Raw genomic sequence first — 12,882 nt, 5'->3', positions numbered from 1 at the left:
GTCAGGCCTCAGTTGCTATGTCGGAAAGTCGGGTGATCGCAGCGCCAAACCCGACCAGTACACCCTCTTCTGCCAACAGCTCGACGACAATCCCGTCACAGGGGGCGTCGATCGGAACCAGCATCGCGCCAACTTGCAGCAGTGCAACCGTCTGGCCGGCGCGAACCAGGCTTCCGCACGCCGCGAGCGGGACCCGCCGCATCGGATGGCTGTGCAGCAGGGTCCCCACCATCGGCGCCTTCACGGTGACGGCGTTCGCGCCGTCTGTCGTCTTCACCAGAAGCTCTGGCTCGACGGCGCGCCCGAGCCGTAGCTGGCGGTCCGGCCCGCTCAGTTCGAGGTAGTCAATGCCCGCTTCGGCAAGCCACGACGAGAGCTCGTCAACATGCTGGAACGGCATCACTGCCCTCCCCGTCGTGCACGGAAAAGACCGACGAGGCGCCGCGCTTCGGCAAGCCAGCGGTCGTTCGCATCCTGGGCCGCGACAGCCTCATCCCAGGTCACCTCGACAAAGCGGATGCGGCTGCCAATCGGCGTCTGCCCGAGGCGCCACAAGTCGGCCTCGATAACGGTTCCGATCTTGGGATAGCCGCCGGACGGTTGGGCATCGCGCATCTGCACGATCGGCTGACCGCCATGCGGCACCTGGATTACCCCCGGCACGATCCCGTGCGAGCGCAATTCGAGCGGCACCTTCGGCATCAATGGGGTGCCCTCGAGCCGAAACCCGTAGCGATCGCTTTGGGGGGAAATCCGCCATGGCTCGTTCCACAGACTTGCCTGAGCCTGCGGCGTATAGGCCTCGTATTCGGCGGCGCGAAGCACCCGTACGGCCGGCAGGCCATCTACCATCAGCGGCATCGCGAGCGCGGGCGGATTGAAGCCCACGCGTGCACCCGCCTCGTGAAATGGTCCGGTCGCAACCTTGTCGCCTGCGCGGAGGGCTCGTCCCTCGAGACCACCAAATTCGCCACGCAACTGCGTGCTGCGCGACCCCAGCACCGATGGCACATCGACGCCGCCGGCAACGCAAAGATAGGCGCGGCCCGCAGCCCAGCCGTCGCGCCGGGGAAGTCCGAGATGAAGCACCTGTCCGGCGCTGGCACGATGCACGCACCATGGCAGGACTGGCAGATCATCAAGCATCCCGTCGCAATCAGCTCCTGTGACGGCGAACGTGGTGTCGTCCTGGAAGCGGATCCGAAACGGAAAAATCTGGACCTCGATCGCCGCTGCATCGTCGGGATTGCCGAGCAGGATGTTGCCGGCCGCGACTGCAAGGTCGTCCATGGCGCCCGAGGTACCGACGCCCCATTTGAGCGCGCCCCTGCGGCCAAGATCCTGAATCGTCGCAAGTCCGCCGGTGGAGATGACCTCGATCATCGGATCACCGCCGCGATGCGAAAGCGGATGCTGTCACCGGGACGCAACAGCGCCGGCGGGTCGCTGGCCGGGTCAAAGAAACGCATCTCGGTGCTGCCGATCGTATTCCAGCCGCTCGGCCCGGGCGATGCGGACACGCCGGTCTGACCGCCACCGATCGAGACGGCGCCTCCCGGAATCCTCAGCGTGGGGGTCTTGCGGCGCGGCGTAGCGATCCGCTGGTCCATGCCGCCGAGATAGCAATAGCCGGGATGACTTCCGAGCGCGTAGACTTGATAGATCGGCGCGCTATGGATTTCGGCGATGTCGTCGAGGCTCAATCCCGTATGTGCGACAACGTCAGCGACATGCGGCCCGCCCTCGCCGCCATAGATTACCGGTAACTCGATCAGCCGGCCTTCCAGCTTGAGCGTAGATGCGCTGGCCCAGGCCGATAATAGCCTCGCTTCGATCGACCCAAGCGAGCTGGGCGGCCGCTTGAAGCTGAGCATGACGTTGTTCATGCCCGGCACGGCCTCGCGAATTTCAGGCCATTGCCCGACCTCCTCGGCCAGCGCCCAGATCCGTCGCTGCGTGTCGAGCTCCGTCGGACCGGGTGTGTCGAACAGCAAGGCGCTCGTTCCAAGCAGACTGATCCGGGGCTCATCGGTGCTCATGCGCGAGGTGCTCCCTCGCGCAGGCGCCGTTCGAGATAGTGAATGTCGAGCGCCCCGGAGCTGAATGCCGGGTCCGAGGCGATGCGGCGATGGAGCGGCAAATTGGTGGAGATCCCCGACACGCTTATTTCATCGAGCGCGAGCCGCAGGCGCGCCAGCGCATCGGCACGATCATCGCCATGGACGATCAGCTTTGCGATCATGGAATCGTAGTGCGGTGAGACCGTGTAGCCGGCACCGGCGTGGCTGTCGACGCGCACGCCGTAGCCGCCCGGCAGCTCCCAGCCGGTGATGCGGCCCGGTGACGGCGCGAAGTTATCCGGGTTCTCGGCATTGATCCGGCACTCGAATGCATGTCCGCGGCACCGAATATCCGCTTGCGTCAACGCCAGTCGTTCTCCACGCGCGACGCGGAGCTGCTGCTGGACGATGTCGATCCCGGCCGTCATCTCGGTGACGGGATGCTCGACCTGCAGCCGCGTGTTCATTTCGATGAAGTAGAAGGCGCCGTCCTCGAACAGGAATTCGAAGGTACCGAGCCCCTGGTACTCGATCTGCTGGCAGGCCCGCGCGCAGCGTTCGCCGATCTCGGCAATGAGCTCATCTGCAATTCCCAGCGCGGGCGCCTCTTCGATGACCTTCTGGTGGCGGCGCTGGAGCGAGCAGTCACGGCTGCCGAGCCAAAGCGCCTGACCGTGCCCATCGGCGAGCACCTGGATTTCGACATGCCGGGGATGGGTCAGGAATTTTTCAATGTAGACTTCGCCGTTGTCGAACGCGCGTTTCGCTTCCTCGCGGGTGACGGCGAGCGCATCGAGCAGCGCGGCTTCCTCTGTAACGATCCGCATCCCGCGCCCGCCACCTCCGCCAGCGGCCTTGACGATGACGGGATAGCCGATCTCCCGAGCCAGGCGGCGAACGGCCTCTGGATCATCCGGCAAGGCCGCGTCGGGGCCGGGAACGCAGGGTACGCCCGCCGCGCGCATCGCCTTCTTGGCGGCGACCTTGTCGCCCATGGTCCGAATGCAGGCGGCGGAAGGACCGATGAAGGTCAGGCCGGCCTCGCTGACGCGCTCGGCAAACAAGGCGTTCTCGGACAGAAATCCATACCCGGGGTGAATGGCTTCAGCACCCGTCGCCTTGGCCGCAAGCAAGATGGCGGCCTGATCAAGATAGCTATGTGTCGCGGCGGCCGGACCGATGCAGACTGCGACATCTGCGCGTCCGACATAGGGCGCATCGCGATCGGCCTCGGAATAGACGACGATGGTGCGCAGGCCGAGGCTCCGACAGGCCCGCTGGATGCGAAGCGCAATCTCACCGCGGTTTGCAATCAGAACGGACTCGAACATGGGTGCCTTCAGACGGTGCGCATCAGCGGCTGACCTGCCTCGACGAGGGTTCCAGGACTGACGAGGATCGCTTCGACGACCCCGTCCCGTTCGGCGCGGACCTCGATGAACGTTTTCATCGCTTCAATGACGCAGACCGCCATGCCGGCCGTGATCGCCTGACCGACCTCGACATAGGGTGGTAGATCCGGTCCGGCGCGCAGATAGACGATGCCGGAAAGCGGCGCGCATATTTCGGGCGCCGCCGGGAGCGTTTCAGTCGGCGTGTTCGGACGAGACGGCGATCGGTCCGCAACCCGGGACGCGGGTTGGCTTCGCCCCTCATGACGTACCAATCGAAGCGTCCAACCGTCCTTGCTCGCCTCGAGTTCGGCAAGATCGGACGACGCCATCGCGTCAATGAACGCCTTGATCTGCGCCAGGTCCATCAGCGCCCACCGATCGAGAAACGAGCATCAAACATGAGCAAAGGTTAGCGTGGGATGCCGACGCACACCAAGACGGAATATATTTGACCCGATAAGGGGTGCTTATGTCCCGGCGCTTCGCATCCGTGCCACGCGAGCGGTTTGCATCACGACAGACTCGCGACGAGCTCCAGCAAGATTTCCTTGATTGCCGATGCGGGCTCCGACAGCGGCAAATGATCCGACTGGCAGAGCGCCAAAGGCGCCTCGATGGTTGGCTCGATGATGCGAGACAGCCAGGCGTTGGAGGAACGGGCGACCTCACGCGCCATGGATTCCGGCAGGATCGTCGCGCCGAGACCACTGGCGATCACGTCCGACAACGTTCCGGCCGACTCGATTTCCGCCGCCACGCGAGGCGTCATCCCGAGTCCGGAGAATGCCTCGTTCACCATTCTTCGCACGACGTTGTAGGGCCGCGGGAGGTAGAGATCCAGATCGGCGATGGTGTGTAACGGCACCTCGCTGGGAGAGGCGACCATGCTGTCCGGGCCCACCAAATACAGTTGCTCCTTGAACAGGGGAAGGAACGTCAATCCGTGCACGGTGGTCTGGCCGCCATAGAGCACTGCAATATCCATCCGCCCATTCATCACGAGCTCTGACAGGGTGCTGCCATAAGTCTCGTTGAGATAGAGCAGGATGCCGGGGTGACGCGCCCGCGCAGTGCGTAGAAGCGGCAGCGACAGACGCGCCGCAGCCGTTCCCGGCGCGAGCCCGACTGACACAGCGCCGGATAGGCCCTGCCCCGCCGCCTTCATATCGGCGTTAGCCTGGTCCCATTGTCGCAAGATGAGCTGCGCATGCCGGTAGAGAATCTTTCCGGCTTCGGTTGGCACCACACCACGTTTGGTACGCAACAACAGCTGCTGGCGTACCTCGCCTTCCAACGTCGCCAGTTGCTGGCTGAGCGCGGGCTGCGCCACGTGAAGGATGTCCGCGGCCTGCGTCAGACTGCCGATATCGACAATCTTCACGAAATATTGCAGGCGCCTCAAGTTCACGTCGTCCCTCCTGTCCCGTCGACCATCGCACACCGGAGTCTAGTCGATTTCTGCGCCGGCTATAAGAGGTTCTTATCGTGGGAGATCGAAGTTATCTTGGCCATGGCGTCCGCAGAGGACTAGACCTTTCGACTTCAGCCTCGACATCAAGGGATGCCTGCCGTGAACTCCTACAACCTCGCAGGGCGCATCAGGCGCATCAAGCCGTCACCCAGCACGGTCGCTGCCGATCGGGCCAATGAGCTGCGGCGACAGGGCAAGCAGATCGTGAGCCTGGTGGTCGGCGAGCCAGATTTCGACACGCCGGCCCATATCCGCAAGGCGGCCGCACACGCGATGGACCATGGGGCAACCCGCTACACCTCGATGCGGGGAACGCAGGAATTGCGGGAGGCGATCGCAGCCAAGCTCAAGCGCGAAAACGGGCTGAGCTACGGCGTCGACGAGATCATCGTGACCAATGGCGCCAAGAGCGCGATCTACAGCGCGCTCGCAGCGACCGTCGATGACGGTGACGAGGTCATCATTCCGGCGCCTTACTGGGTGTCCTACCCGGATATGGTGTTGGCTTGTGACGGCACGCCGGTAACGGTCCCTTGCGGCGAGAATCATGGTTTCAAGCTGTCGCCTGAACAGCTGGAAGCTGCCATCACGCCAAAAACGCGCTGGCTGCTGGTCAACTCGCCGAGCAATCCGACCGGCGCCAGCTATACCGCCGCCGAATACCGAGCGCTCGCGGACGTGCTCGTCAAGCATCCGCATGTGATGGTCATGACTGATGACATCTATGAGCACATTCGTTTCGACAACAAGCTCACTCCACATCTCCTTAATGCCGCCCCGGAGCTGCGCGATCGTACCCTCGCCATCAATGGCGTCTCCAAGACCTATGCCATGACCGGCTGGCGCATCGGCTGGGTTGCCGGCCCGCGGGCCCTGATCGGCGCGCTTGATACCTTGCTGTCGCAATCCGCAGGAACCTGCTGCGCGGTAAGTCAGGCGGCGGCAACCGCTGCGCTCAACGGCGATCAGTCCTTCATCGCTGAAAGCGTCGCCATCTACAAGCAACGGCGCGACGCTATCGTGCCACTCCTGAACGCAATCCCCGGTCTGAGCTGCCAGGCACCCGATGGCGCTTTCTACCTGTTCGTGAATTGCGCCGGCCTGATCGGCAGGACCACGGAGGACGGCAAGCGGCTCGAGAACGACAACGACGTAGTCCTCTACTTTCTCGAAACCGCCGGTGTTGCCATGGTGGCTGGCGCGGCTTACGGCCTCTCCCCTTACTTCAGGCTGTCAATCGCAACCTCTCTGGAAACCCTGAGAGAGGGGCTTGAACGCATGGCACGCGCCACCGCGAAACTCAAAGGCGGCTTAGCGAAATTGATCTGACAGGCGGCAGCGCGTCTCATGCGAGACGCAGGGCCAAGTGGGTCGCTAATCGAATTGGACTGGCTCAGATCCGGGATAGGAATGAGCGACGAACTCGCAGAACGCGCGAGCCGCCTCAGAAAGCTTTGCCTTGCTCTTCCAGGCAAGTCCGACATCCATGGTGTGGACATCGTCATCGAGCGTCTTGAGATCGATACGATGTCCCTCGAGCGACCACGGACGATAGACCATGTCCGAAAGGATGGTGATTCCCATGCCGGTCGCGACCATGCTGCGAACGGCTTCGACTGACAGGGTACGGAAGATAACGTTCGGAACGTGCGTCGTATGCTGCCAGTAGCGCATTGCCGAACGTTCGGCTTCGTCGACGGTCAACATCAGATAGGGTTCGCTCGCCAGATCTGCCAGCTTGATGCTATCTTTCCGAAGGAGCGGGTGATTGGCACAAGTCCACAAGCGACGCGGCGAACGCAGCAACAGCCGCGAACGAATGGAGTGCCGGTCATGCAGATTCGAGACGAGCATGACCGCCGCATCGACGCTGCCGCTGATCAGACTTTGCTCGATCGCATCGCGCTGAAATTCGTGCAGGCGTACCGTTATACCTGGAAAGGAACGCCAGAAGCGGGACAACAGCGGCGGCAAGAAATATCCGGCGACAGTATAGCTGACGGCCACGTCGACTGTGCCGTCGACCTGCGTTCCCCAGCGATGGGGGCCGCGCATCGCATCTGACACGCTCGCCTCGATCGCGCGGGCGCGTTGCAAAAACTCCTGTCCGTCGAAGGTCAGCGTCACGCCGTTCGAGTGGCGGTCGAACAGCTTCCGGCCCAGCTCGGCTTCCAGCGCCTTGATCGAGGCCGTAACCGCCGACTGCGTCACGTTGAGAGCGGCTGCGGCCGCCGAAACGCGTCCGGTTTCGGCCGTGGCGATGAAATGCCGAACCTGACGGAACGTCAGAGACATCAAAATTTCCGATATCAGCGAACGATATTTCGAATTTTACAATCACCCGGTGGGACGGAAAAATCAATCCATTGGTTCCCGGGTAAGAAGGCGCTGAGATGATGTCCGGTGGCTTGGAGTTGGTCGCTCGCGATATCAGCGTCCAATTCGAAGGCTTGAAAGCGTTGTCCGGCGTCACGCTGGCCGTACCGCGGGGACGCATCACCGGACTGATTGGCCCCAATGGCGCCGGCAAGACCACCCTAATTAATGTGCTGACAGGCTTCCAGCCGGTCGGCACCGGTGCCGTCGAGCTGGAAGGCGAGCCGCTCAGCGGCATTGCGGCGCACAAGCTGCGACGCAAAGGTTTGGCGCGGACCTTCCAGTCGGGCCGACTTTTCCGCGACCTCCCGGTGATGGACAACCTGGAGGTGACCGGCGTCGGTCTCGGCCAGACCCGACGTGACGCGATCACGGAGGCCGAGCGCGTGATGGCCTGGCTCGGCATTTCACACCTGGCCAACACCATCGCGGGTGCCCTGCCCTATACCGACGAGCGTCGTGTCGCGATCGGCCGCGCCATCATGTGCACGCCGCGCTATCTGCTGCTCGACGAGCCGGCGGCGGGCATGTCCGAACATGAAAGCCACGATCTCGCCGCGATCATCCGGCGCATCGCGGGTGAGCTCAATGTCGGCGTGCTTCTCATCGAGCACAATATCGGCCTCGTTCTCAGGCTCTGCGAGCGCATCTTCGTCCTCGACTCCGGCGAGATCATCGAAGTCGGCACACCCGCAGAGATCCGCGACAGCGACGCGGTGAGGCACGCCTATATGGGCACGCAACGCGACGAGTTGATCCCGCCGATTGCGGTCGAAGAGGCGGTCGCATCATGACACTGCTCTCCGTCGACGATATCACGGTCAGCTATGGACGCTTGACGGCCCTTCGCGGCGTCACACTGACGATCGACGAGGGCGAGGTTTTGTTTGTCACCGGCCCAAACGGTGCCGGCAAGTCAACCCTGCTCAATGCCATTGCGGGCGTCGTGCTGGTGGGCTCGGGCTCCATCATGATCGACGGCGCCAAGGTTACGGGCAACTCGCCCGAAGACATCGCGCGGCGCGGATTTTCGTTGGTGCCCGAGGGACGCAACGTCTTCGGCGGGCTGACGATCGAGGAGAATCTGAAGGTCGGTACCGGCATGCGGATCGACCGCAAGAAGATCGCGGATGATCTCGAGTCCATCTACGAGGAATTTCCGATGCTGGCCGAGCGCCGCCACACTCCGGCTGGCATGCTCTCCGGCGGCCAGCAGCAGATGCTGGTGATCGGCCGCGCCCTGATGGCCGCGCCGCGCATCATGGCGATCGACGAGCCGTCGCTCGGCCTCGCGCCCAAGATCATCGACCAGGTTTACGAGATCCTGGTGCGACTGCGGACACAGCGCAAGCTCACGCTCCTGATCGTCGAGCAAAGCTCGACGCGCGCCATGATGACCGGTGGACGGATGGTCCTGATCCGCGGCGGTCGCATCGTTCTGGAAGGGGCAGCCACTGAGATGGTCAAAGACGATCGCCTGAAGCACGCCTATTTCGGCTTCGGAGATCACTGAGATGAGGGAGATCCTGCAAATCGTCTTCGACGCGCTGAGTCTCGGCAGCCTTTATGCCCTCGGCGCGCTCGGCATCGCCCTGATCTTCGGCGTCATGCGGCTCGTCAATTTCGCCCACGGCGATTTCATCGCCTTTTGCGTGTTCGCGATGCTGTGGCCCTCGGTCGACGCGGCGGCGATCGTGTTTGCCGGCCAACTGCCGTTCTATCTACTGATCCCGCTCCTGCTCCTGATCGGCGCAGTGCTCTCGATCCTGTCCGAGATCGTGGTCTTCCGCCGCTTCCGCAACACCAATCCGGCGACGATGATGATCGCGTCCTTCGCGCTCGGCTTCGTCATCCGGCATCTCCTCTTGATGCTGTATTCGAGCCGACCGAAATCGATCACGCTGTGGCCGAGCCTCGGCCTGCCGGTCGAACTCCTCGGCGCCCACATCCCGATGCTCCAAGTCGTGACCATCATCATCACGCTGGTCGTGCTGACCGTGCTGGTGCTGTTCCTCAAGCGCACGCGCTATGGCCTCGAAATGCGCGCGGCGGCTGAGAATTTCACTATGGCCCGCATGCTCGGGGTCCGCGCCAATGGCGTGATTCTGCTCGCCTTCGCGATCAGCGGCATGCTGGCCGCGTCGATCGGCCTGATCCTGGCGACCAACTCCGGCACCGCCGACATCAGCATGGGCGCCAACGTGATGCTGATCGCCTTCATCGCAACCGTGATCGGCGGCCTCGGCAGCATCCCCGGCGCCGTTGCGGCCGGATTCCTGATCGGCGCTGCGAGTGTCGTGTTCCAGGCGACGTTGCCGCACGACGCCCGCGTGTTCCGCGACGCCTTCGTCTACGGCGCCGTCATCGTCGTGCTCCTGGTGCGGCCGCAGGGTCTGTTCGCACCGAAATCCGCCAAGCAGAGAGTCTGATCGAATGTCGACGCGGCCATCCGTCATCCGGCAGACGATCGTGACCCCGATCATCCTGATCGTGGCGTTGCTGATCATGGCCGCCCTCGCCTATCAATTCGGCAGCCGGGCCTTCAATCGCACCGCGGTCGAGATGTTCATCAACATCATGGTCGTGGTCGGCCTCTATGTCTTCGTCGGCAATTCCGGCCTGCTGTCGTTCGGCCATATCAGCTTCATGTGCCTTGGCGCCTACATGACCGCCTGGCTTGCCATCCCGCCGGTGATGAAGTCGATCACGCTCAAGGGACTGCCGGCTTGGCTGCTGCATACCCAACTGCCCATGTGGGTGGCGACCCCGATCTCGGGCGTGTTCGCGGCGCTGTTCGCGCTGATCATCGGACGCGTCATCATGCGCCTGTCGGGCATAGCCGCCTCGATCGCGACTTTCGGCCTGCTCGGCGTCGTCAACAACGTCTATTCGAACTGGGACTCCGTGACGGGTGGACAAGGTTCGATCGTCGGCATTCCGCCGACCATGAATGTCTGGATCGGGTGGCTGGGCGCGGCGATCTCTATCGCGATCGCCTATCTCTATTCGATCTCGCGCTCAGGGCTTGCACTTCGCGCCACGCGCGACGAGGCGGTCGCGGCGAGCGCGTCCGGCATCGACATCGTCCGCGAGCGGCTGATCGCCTTCGTCGTCAGCGCCTTCATCATCGGGCTCGCCGGCGCGCTTTACGCCCACTTCCTGAGCATCGTCAATCCCGGCGCGTTCTATCTGCGGACGACCTTCGTCACGCTGTCGATGCTGGTGGTCGGCGGCATGTCCAGTCTCAGCGGAGCTGTCTCGGGCGTGGTCGTGATGTCGCTGCTGATCGAGCTGTTCCGCAATCTCGAGAAGGGCGTCAGCCTCGGCGGCCACACCGTCGCATTGCCGAACGGCGTCCAGGAGATCGCGATCGGCATCATCACCATCATCATCCTGATGTACTTGCCCACGGGACTGACCCGCAACCAGGAATTCTCCTGGCGCGGATGGCCGTTGCAGCGACGTCTGGCGCGAACCGTCCAGACGGCGCTGAAGGAACTGAACTGACGTCGTTTGCTCAATTGGAGGAGTGGCTCATGCGTTTGAAGACAGTACTTGGCATTCTGGCCGGAGCGTCCGCGCTCTGGTTCACGCCCGCCCAGGCGGCCGACGAGATCGTCGTCGGCTTCGCGACCGCGGCATCCGGATTCATGCAGGCCTATGACAAGCCGGCGCAGGATGCGGCCCTGATCCGGATCGACGAGATCAACAAGGCCGGCGGCCTGCTCGGCAAGAAGATCAAGCCCGTCTTCGCCGACACCAAGACCGACCAGGCCGAAGGCGCCAAAGCCGGTCTTGCGGTGCTCGACCAGGGCGCCGACCTCGTCATCGTCTCCTGCGACTACGACTTCGGCGCACCCGCGGCGCTCCAGGCGCAAGCGGCCGGCAAAGTCTCCTTCTTCCTGTGCGCGGAGTCGATCAAGGCCGGCATTCCCGGCGTCGGCCCCTTCTCGTTCTCGGCCTCGGTGCTGGCGGCCGTGCAAGGCGCGACCATGGCGGAATGGGCCTACAACAAGAAGAATGCGCGCAACTTCTACCGGCTGCTCGATAGCTGGACCGTCTACAACAAGGGCATCTGCGACGGCTTCGACTGGCAGATGCCGCACCTGAAGGAGGCCAAGCTCGTCGGCAGCGACACTTTCAAGAACGATGACGCCTCGATCGCCTCGCAGATCACGCGCATCAAGAGCCTGCCGAAGGAACCCGACGCCATCATGCTCTGCACGATGATGCCGGGCGCCGTTTCCGCCATCAAGCAGATCCGCGCCGCCGGCATCAAGTCGATGATCCTGAACGGCTCGGGCGTCGACGGCAGCTACTGGCTGAACGCCGTGCCCGACCTCTCGAACTTCTACGTCCCCGTGCAGGGCTCGGTCTATGGCGACGATCCCAATCCGAAGGTCAATGAGTTCAACAAGAAGTACAAGGACGTCACCGGCGGCGATCCGTCGAGCCAGTATGTTTATCCGGGCTACGTCCTGATCGACGTCTGGGCCAAGGCGGTCGAACGCGCCAAGTCGACCGATGCGGCGGCGGTCGTAGCCGAGCTCGAGAAGATGAACAACGAATCCACGCTGTTCGGGCCGCGCACCTTCACCAAGGACATCCACCACCAGAACCAGGGCCGCTACCTGATCGTCGACACCGAGGCCGGCAAGCCGAAGGTGGTCGATCAGTGGACGATCTCGGAGAAGATTCCGGTCGACTATCTGGTGTCCAAGTAAGCCGGTAATGCACCGTCCGGGGTACGCCAGGAGCACCCCGGGCGGCCTTGCTTCTTCGTCTGCAAAGTCGTTGGGAGGAAATGGAGAGATGGTCGTGATCAACTGCGACATGGGCGAGGCGTACGGCCTCTACAAGATGGGCGACGACAAGGCACTGATGCCCCATATCGACGTCGCCAACGTCGCTTGCGGCTTTCATGCCTCCGACTTCAATCACATGCGCAAGACGGTGCAGCTCGCCAAGGAGTTCGGCGTCAAGGTCGGCGCGCACCCCTCGCTCCCCGACTTGCAGGGTTTCGGGCGCAGGGAGATGAAGATCAGCCGCGAGGAGCTGGCCAACTGCCTCCTCTACCAGATCGGCGCGCTCAAGGCGTTCCTCGACGCCGAGGGCATGGTGCTCAACCACATCAAGCCGCACGGCGCGCTCTATGGCATGGCCTCGCGCAACGAAGACATCGCCGAAGCGGTGGCCGATGCGGCCGACGTCTACAAGGTGCCCCTGCTCGGCATGAAGGGAACGCTGCATCAAGAGGTCTATGAGCGGCGCGGCCACACCTTCGTCGCCGAATATTATGCCGACCTCGATTACAACGCGGACGGCAGCCTCATCATCACCCGCGAGCACGAAGCCAAGGACCCCGTCGATGCCGCCTCACGGTGCACGCGCGCCGTGAGCGAAGGCAAGACGCGGACGGTAGCCGGAAACGACATCACCGTCGGCGCCGATTCGATCTGCATCCATTCGGACACGCCCAACGCCGTCGCGATCGCAGAGGCCGTTCGCGAGGCAGTCCGCCCCTATCTCACCGCGCGCTGAATGGGCGCGCCAGCAATCAAAGCAGTCACGTCACGAGGAA

The 12,882-nt window shown here is 63.3% G+C and carries 14 protein-coding genes; 7 read left to right on the top strand and 7 right to left on the bottom strand.

Translation table 11 applies throughout. The features are described 5' to 3' along the window. Nucleotide 1 precedes the first annotated feature (1 nt). From QQL28_RS01210 to nac, 6 genes are all read right to left on the bottom strand, one after another. Nucleotides 2–400 (bottom strand): acetyl-CoA carboxylase biotin carboxyl carrier protein, encoded by a 399-nt coding sequence (locus QQL28_RS01210; protein WP_284260250.1) that lies wholly within the window; start codon nt 398–400, stop codon nt 2–4. Next, nucleotides 400–1,383 carry a 5-oxoprolinase subunit C family protein gene (locus QQL28_RS01205; protein WP_284260249.1) on the bottom strand — a complete coding sequence of 328 codons (984 nt, stop codon included), beginning with the start codon at nt 1,381–1,383 and terminating at the stop codon, nt 400–402. Before QQL28_RS01205 ends, QQL28_RS01210 begins: the two co-directional genes overlap by 1 nt. Continuing rightward, entirely contained in the window at nt 1,380–2,039 is a 660-nt protein-coding gene (gene pxpB, locus QQL28_RS01200; protein ID WP_284260248.1) for a 5-oxoprolinase subunit PxpB, read from the bottom strand. The genes QQL28_RS01205 and pxpB overlap by 4 nt, the downstream gene beginning before the upstream one ends. Continuing rightward, the gene (gene accC, locus QQL28_RS01195) at nt 2,036–3,391 is read right to left on the bottom strand and encodes an acetyl-CoA carboxylase biotin carboxylase subunit (protein WP_284260247.1); all 1,356 of its coding nucleotides are present in this window, start codon (nt 3,389–3,391) and stop codon (nt 2,036–2,038) included. The genes pxpB and accC overlap by 4 nt, the downstream gene beginning before the upstream one ends. Before the next feature lie 8 nt (nt 3,392–3,399). After that, entirely contained in the window at nt 3,400–3,819 is a 420-nt protein-coding gene (locus QQL28_RS01190; RefSeq protein ID WP_284260246.1) for an acetyl-CoA carboxylase biotin carboxyl carrier protein, read from the bottom strand. 146 nt (nt 3,820–3,965) lie between these two features. Continuing rightward, on the bottom strand, nt 3,966–4,862 hold the full coding sequence (gene nac, locus QQL28_RS01185) for a nitrogen assimilation transcriptional regulator NAC (protein ID WP_284260245.1): 897 nt from the start codon (nt 4,860–4,862) through the stop codon (nt 3,966–3,968). A gap of 162 nt (nt 4,863–5,024) precedes the next feature. On the opposite strand from nac, the gene QQL28_RS01180 reads away from it, so the two are divergent. Continuing rightward, a complete protein-coding gene (locus QQL28_RS01180) occupies nt 5,025–6,254 on the top strand; it encodes an aspartate transaminase (protein ID WP_284260244.1) in 1,230 nt (409 codons plus the stop codon). A gap of 45 nt (nt 6,255–6,299) precedes the next feature. Here QQL28_RS01180 and QQL28_RS01175 read toward each other — a convergent pair whose 3' ends face one another. Continuing rightward, a complete protein-coding gene (locus QQL28_RS01175; RefSeq protein ID WP_284260243.1) occupies nt 6,300–7,220 on the bottom strand; it encodes a LysR substrate-binding domain-containing protein in 921 nt (306 codons plus the stop codon). A 101-nt stretch (nt 7,221–7,321) separates the two neighbouring features. Here QQL28_RS01175 and QQL28_RS01170 point away from each other — a divergent pair, with 101 nt between their 5' ends. The 6 genes from QQL28_RS01170 to QQL28_RS01145 all read left to right on the top strand — a co-directional run bounded on the left by QQL28_RS01170 (nt 7,322) and on the right by QQL28_RS01145 (nt 12,842). Beyond that, a complete protein-coding gene (locus tag QQL28_RS01170; RefSeq protein ID WP_284260242.1) occupies nt 7,322–8,095 on the top strand; it encodes an ABC transporter ATP-binding protein in 774 nt (257 codons plus the stop codon). Continuing rightward, nucleotides 8,092–8,814: an ABC transporter ATP-binding protein gene (locus tag QQL28_RS01165; protein ID WP_284260241.1), complete on the top strand. Its 723-nt coding sequence runs from the start codon at nt 8,092–8,094 to the stop codon at nt 8,812–8,814. The genes QQL28_RS01170 and QQL28_RS01165 overlap by 4 nt, the downstream gene beginning before the upstream one ends. A 1-nt stretch (nt 8,815) precedes the next feature. After that, the gene (locus QQL28_RS01160; protein WP_284260240.1) at nt 8,816–9,730 is read left to right on the top strand and encodes a branched-chain amino acid ABC transporter permease; all 915 of its coding nucleotides are present in this window, start codon (nt 8,816–8,818) and stop codon (nt 9,728–9,730) included. Nucleotides 9,731–9,734: 4 nt separating this feature from the next. After that, a complete protein-coding gene (locus QQL28_RS01155) occupies nt 9,735–10,808 on the top strand; it encodes a branched-chain amino acid ABC transporter permease (RefSeq protein WP_284260239.1) in 1,074 nt (357 codons plus the stop codon). 29 nt (nt 10,809–10,837) lie between these two features. After that, a complete protein-coding gene (locus QQL28_RS01150) occupies nt 10,838–12,025 on the top strand; it encodes an ABC transporter substrate-binding protein (protein WP_284260238.1) in 1,188 nt (395 codons plus the stop codon). Nucleotides 12,026–12,113: 88 nt separating this feature from the next. Further along, on the top strand, nt 12,114–12,842 hold the full coding sequence (locus QQL28_RS01145) for a LamB/YcsF family protein (protein WP_284260237.1): 729 nt from the start codon (nt 12,114–12,116) through the stop codon (nt 12,840–12,842). Nucleotides 12,843–12,882 lie beyond the last annotated feature (40 nt).

This window comes from Bradyrhizobium iriomotense (genome assembly GCF_030160715.1).
In the GTDB taxonomy this organism is placed as follows: Bacteria; Pseudomonadota; Alphaproteobacteria; order Rhizobiales; family Xanthobacteraceae; genus Bradyrhizobium; species Bradyrhizobium iriomotense.
The sequence above is the reverse complement of the archived record's forward strand: the minus strand, read 5'-3'. Positions and strand labels throughout refer to the sequence as shown.

Coding starts and splice junctions, on each gene's coding strand:
- QQL28_RS01155 (WP_284260239.1), top strand. CDS start 9,735: ATGTCGACGCGGCCATCCGTCATCCGGCAGACGATCGTGACCCCGATC.
- QQL28_RS01205 (WP_284260249.1), bottom strand. CDS start 1,383: ATGATCGAGGTCATCTCCACCGGCGGACTTGCGACGATTCAGGATCTT.
- pxpB (WP_284260248.1), bottom strand. CDS start 2,039: ATGAGCACCGATGAGCCCCGGATCAGTCTGCTTGGAACGAGCGCCTTG.
- QQL28_RS01145 (WP_284260237.1), top strand. CDS start 12,114: ATGGTCGTGATCAACTGCGACATGGGCGAGGCGTACGGCCTCTACAAG.
- QQL28_RS01175 (WP_284260243.1), bottom strand. CDS start 7,220: ATGTCTCTGACGTTCCGTCAGGTTCGGCATTTCATCGCCACGGCCGAA.
- QQL28_RS01170 (WP_284260242.1), top strand. CDS start 7,322: ATGTCCGGTGGCTTGGAGTTGGTCGCTCGCGATATCAGCGTCCAATTC.
- QQL28_RS01210 (WP_284260250.1), bottom strand. CDS start 400: ATGCCGTTCCAGCATGTTGACGAGCTCTCGTCGTGGCTTGCCGAAGCG.
- QQL28_RS01160 (WP_284260240.1), top strand. CDS start 8,816: ATGAGGGAGATCCTGCAAATCGTCTTCGACGCGCTGAGTCTCGGCAGC.
- QQL28_RS01190 (WP_284260246.1), bottom strand. CDS start 3,819: ATGGACCTGGCGCAGATCAAGGCGTTCATTGACGCGATGGCGTCGTCC.
- QQL28_RS01165 (WP_284260241.1), top strand. CDS start 8,092: ATGACACTGCTCTCCGTCGACGATATCACGGTCAGCTATGGACGCTTG.
- QQL28_RS01150 (WP_284260238.1), top strand. CDS start 10,838: ATGCGTTTGAAGACAGTACTTGGCATTCTGGCCGGAGCGTCCGCGCTC.
- accC (WP_284260247.1), bottom strand. CDS start 3,391: ATGTTCGAGTCCGTTCTGATTGCAAACCGCGGTGAGATTGCGCTTCGC.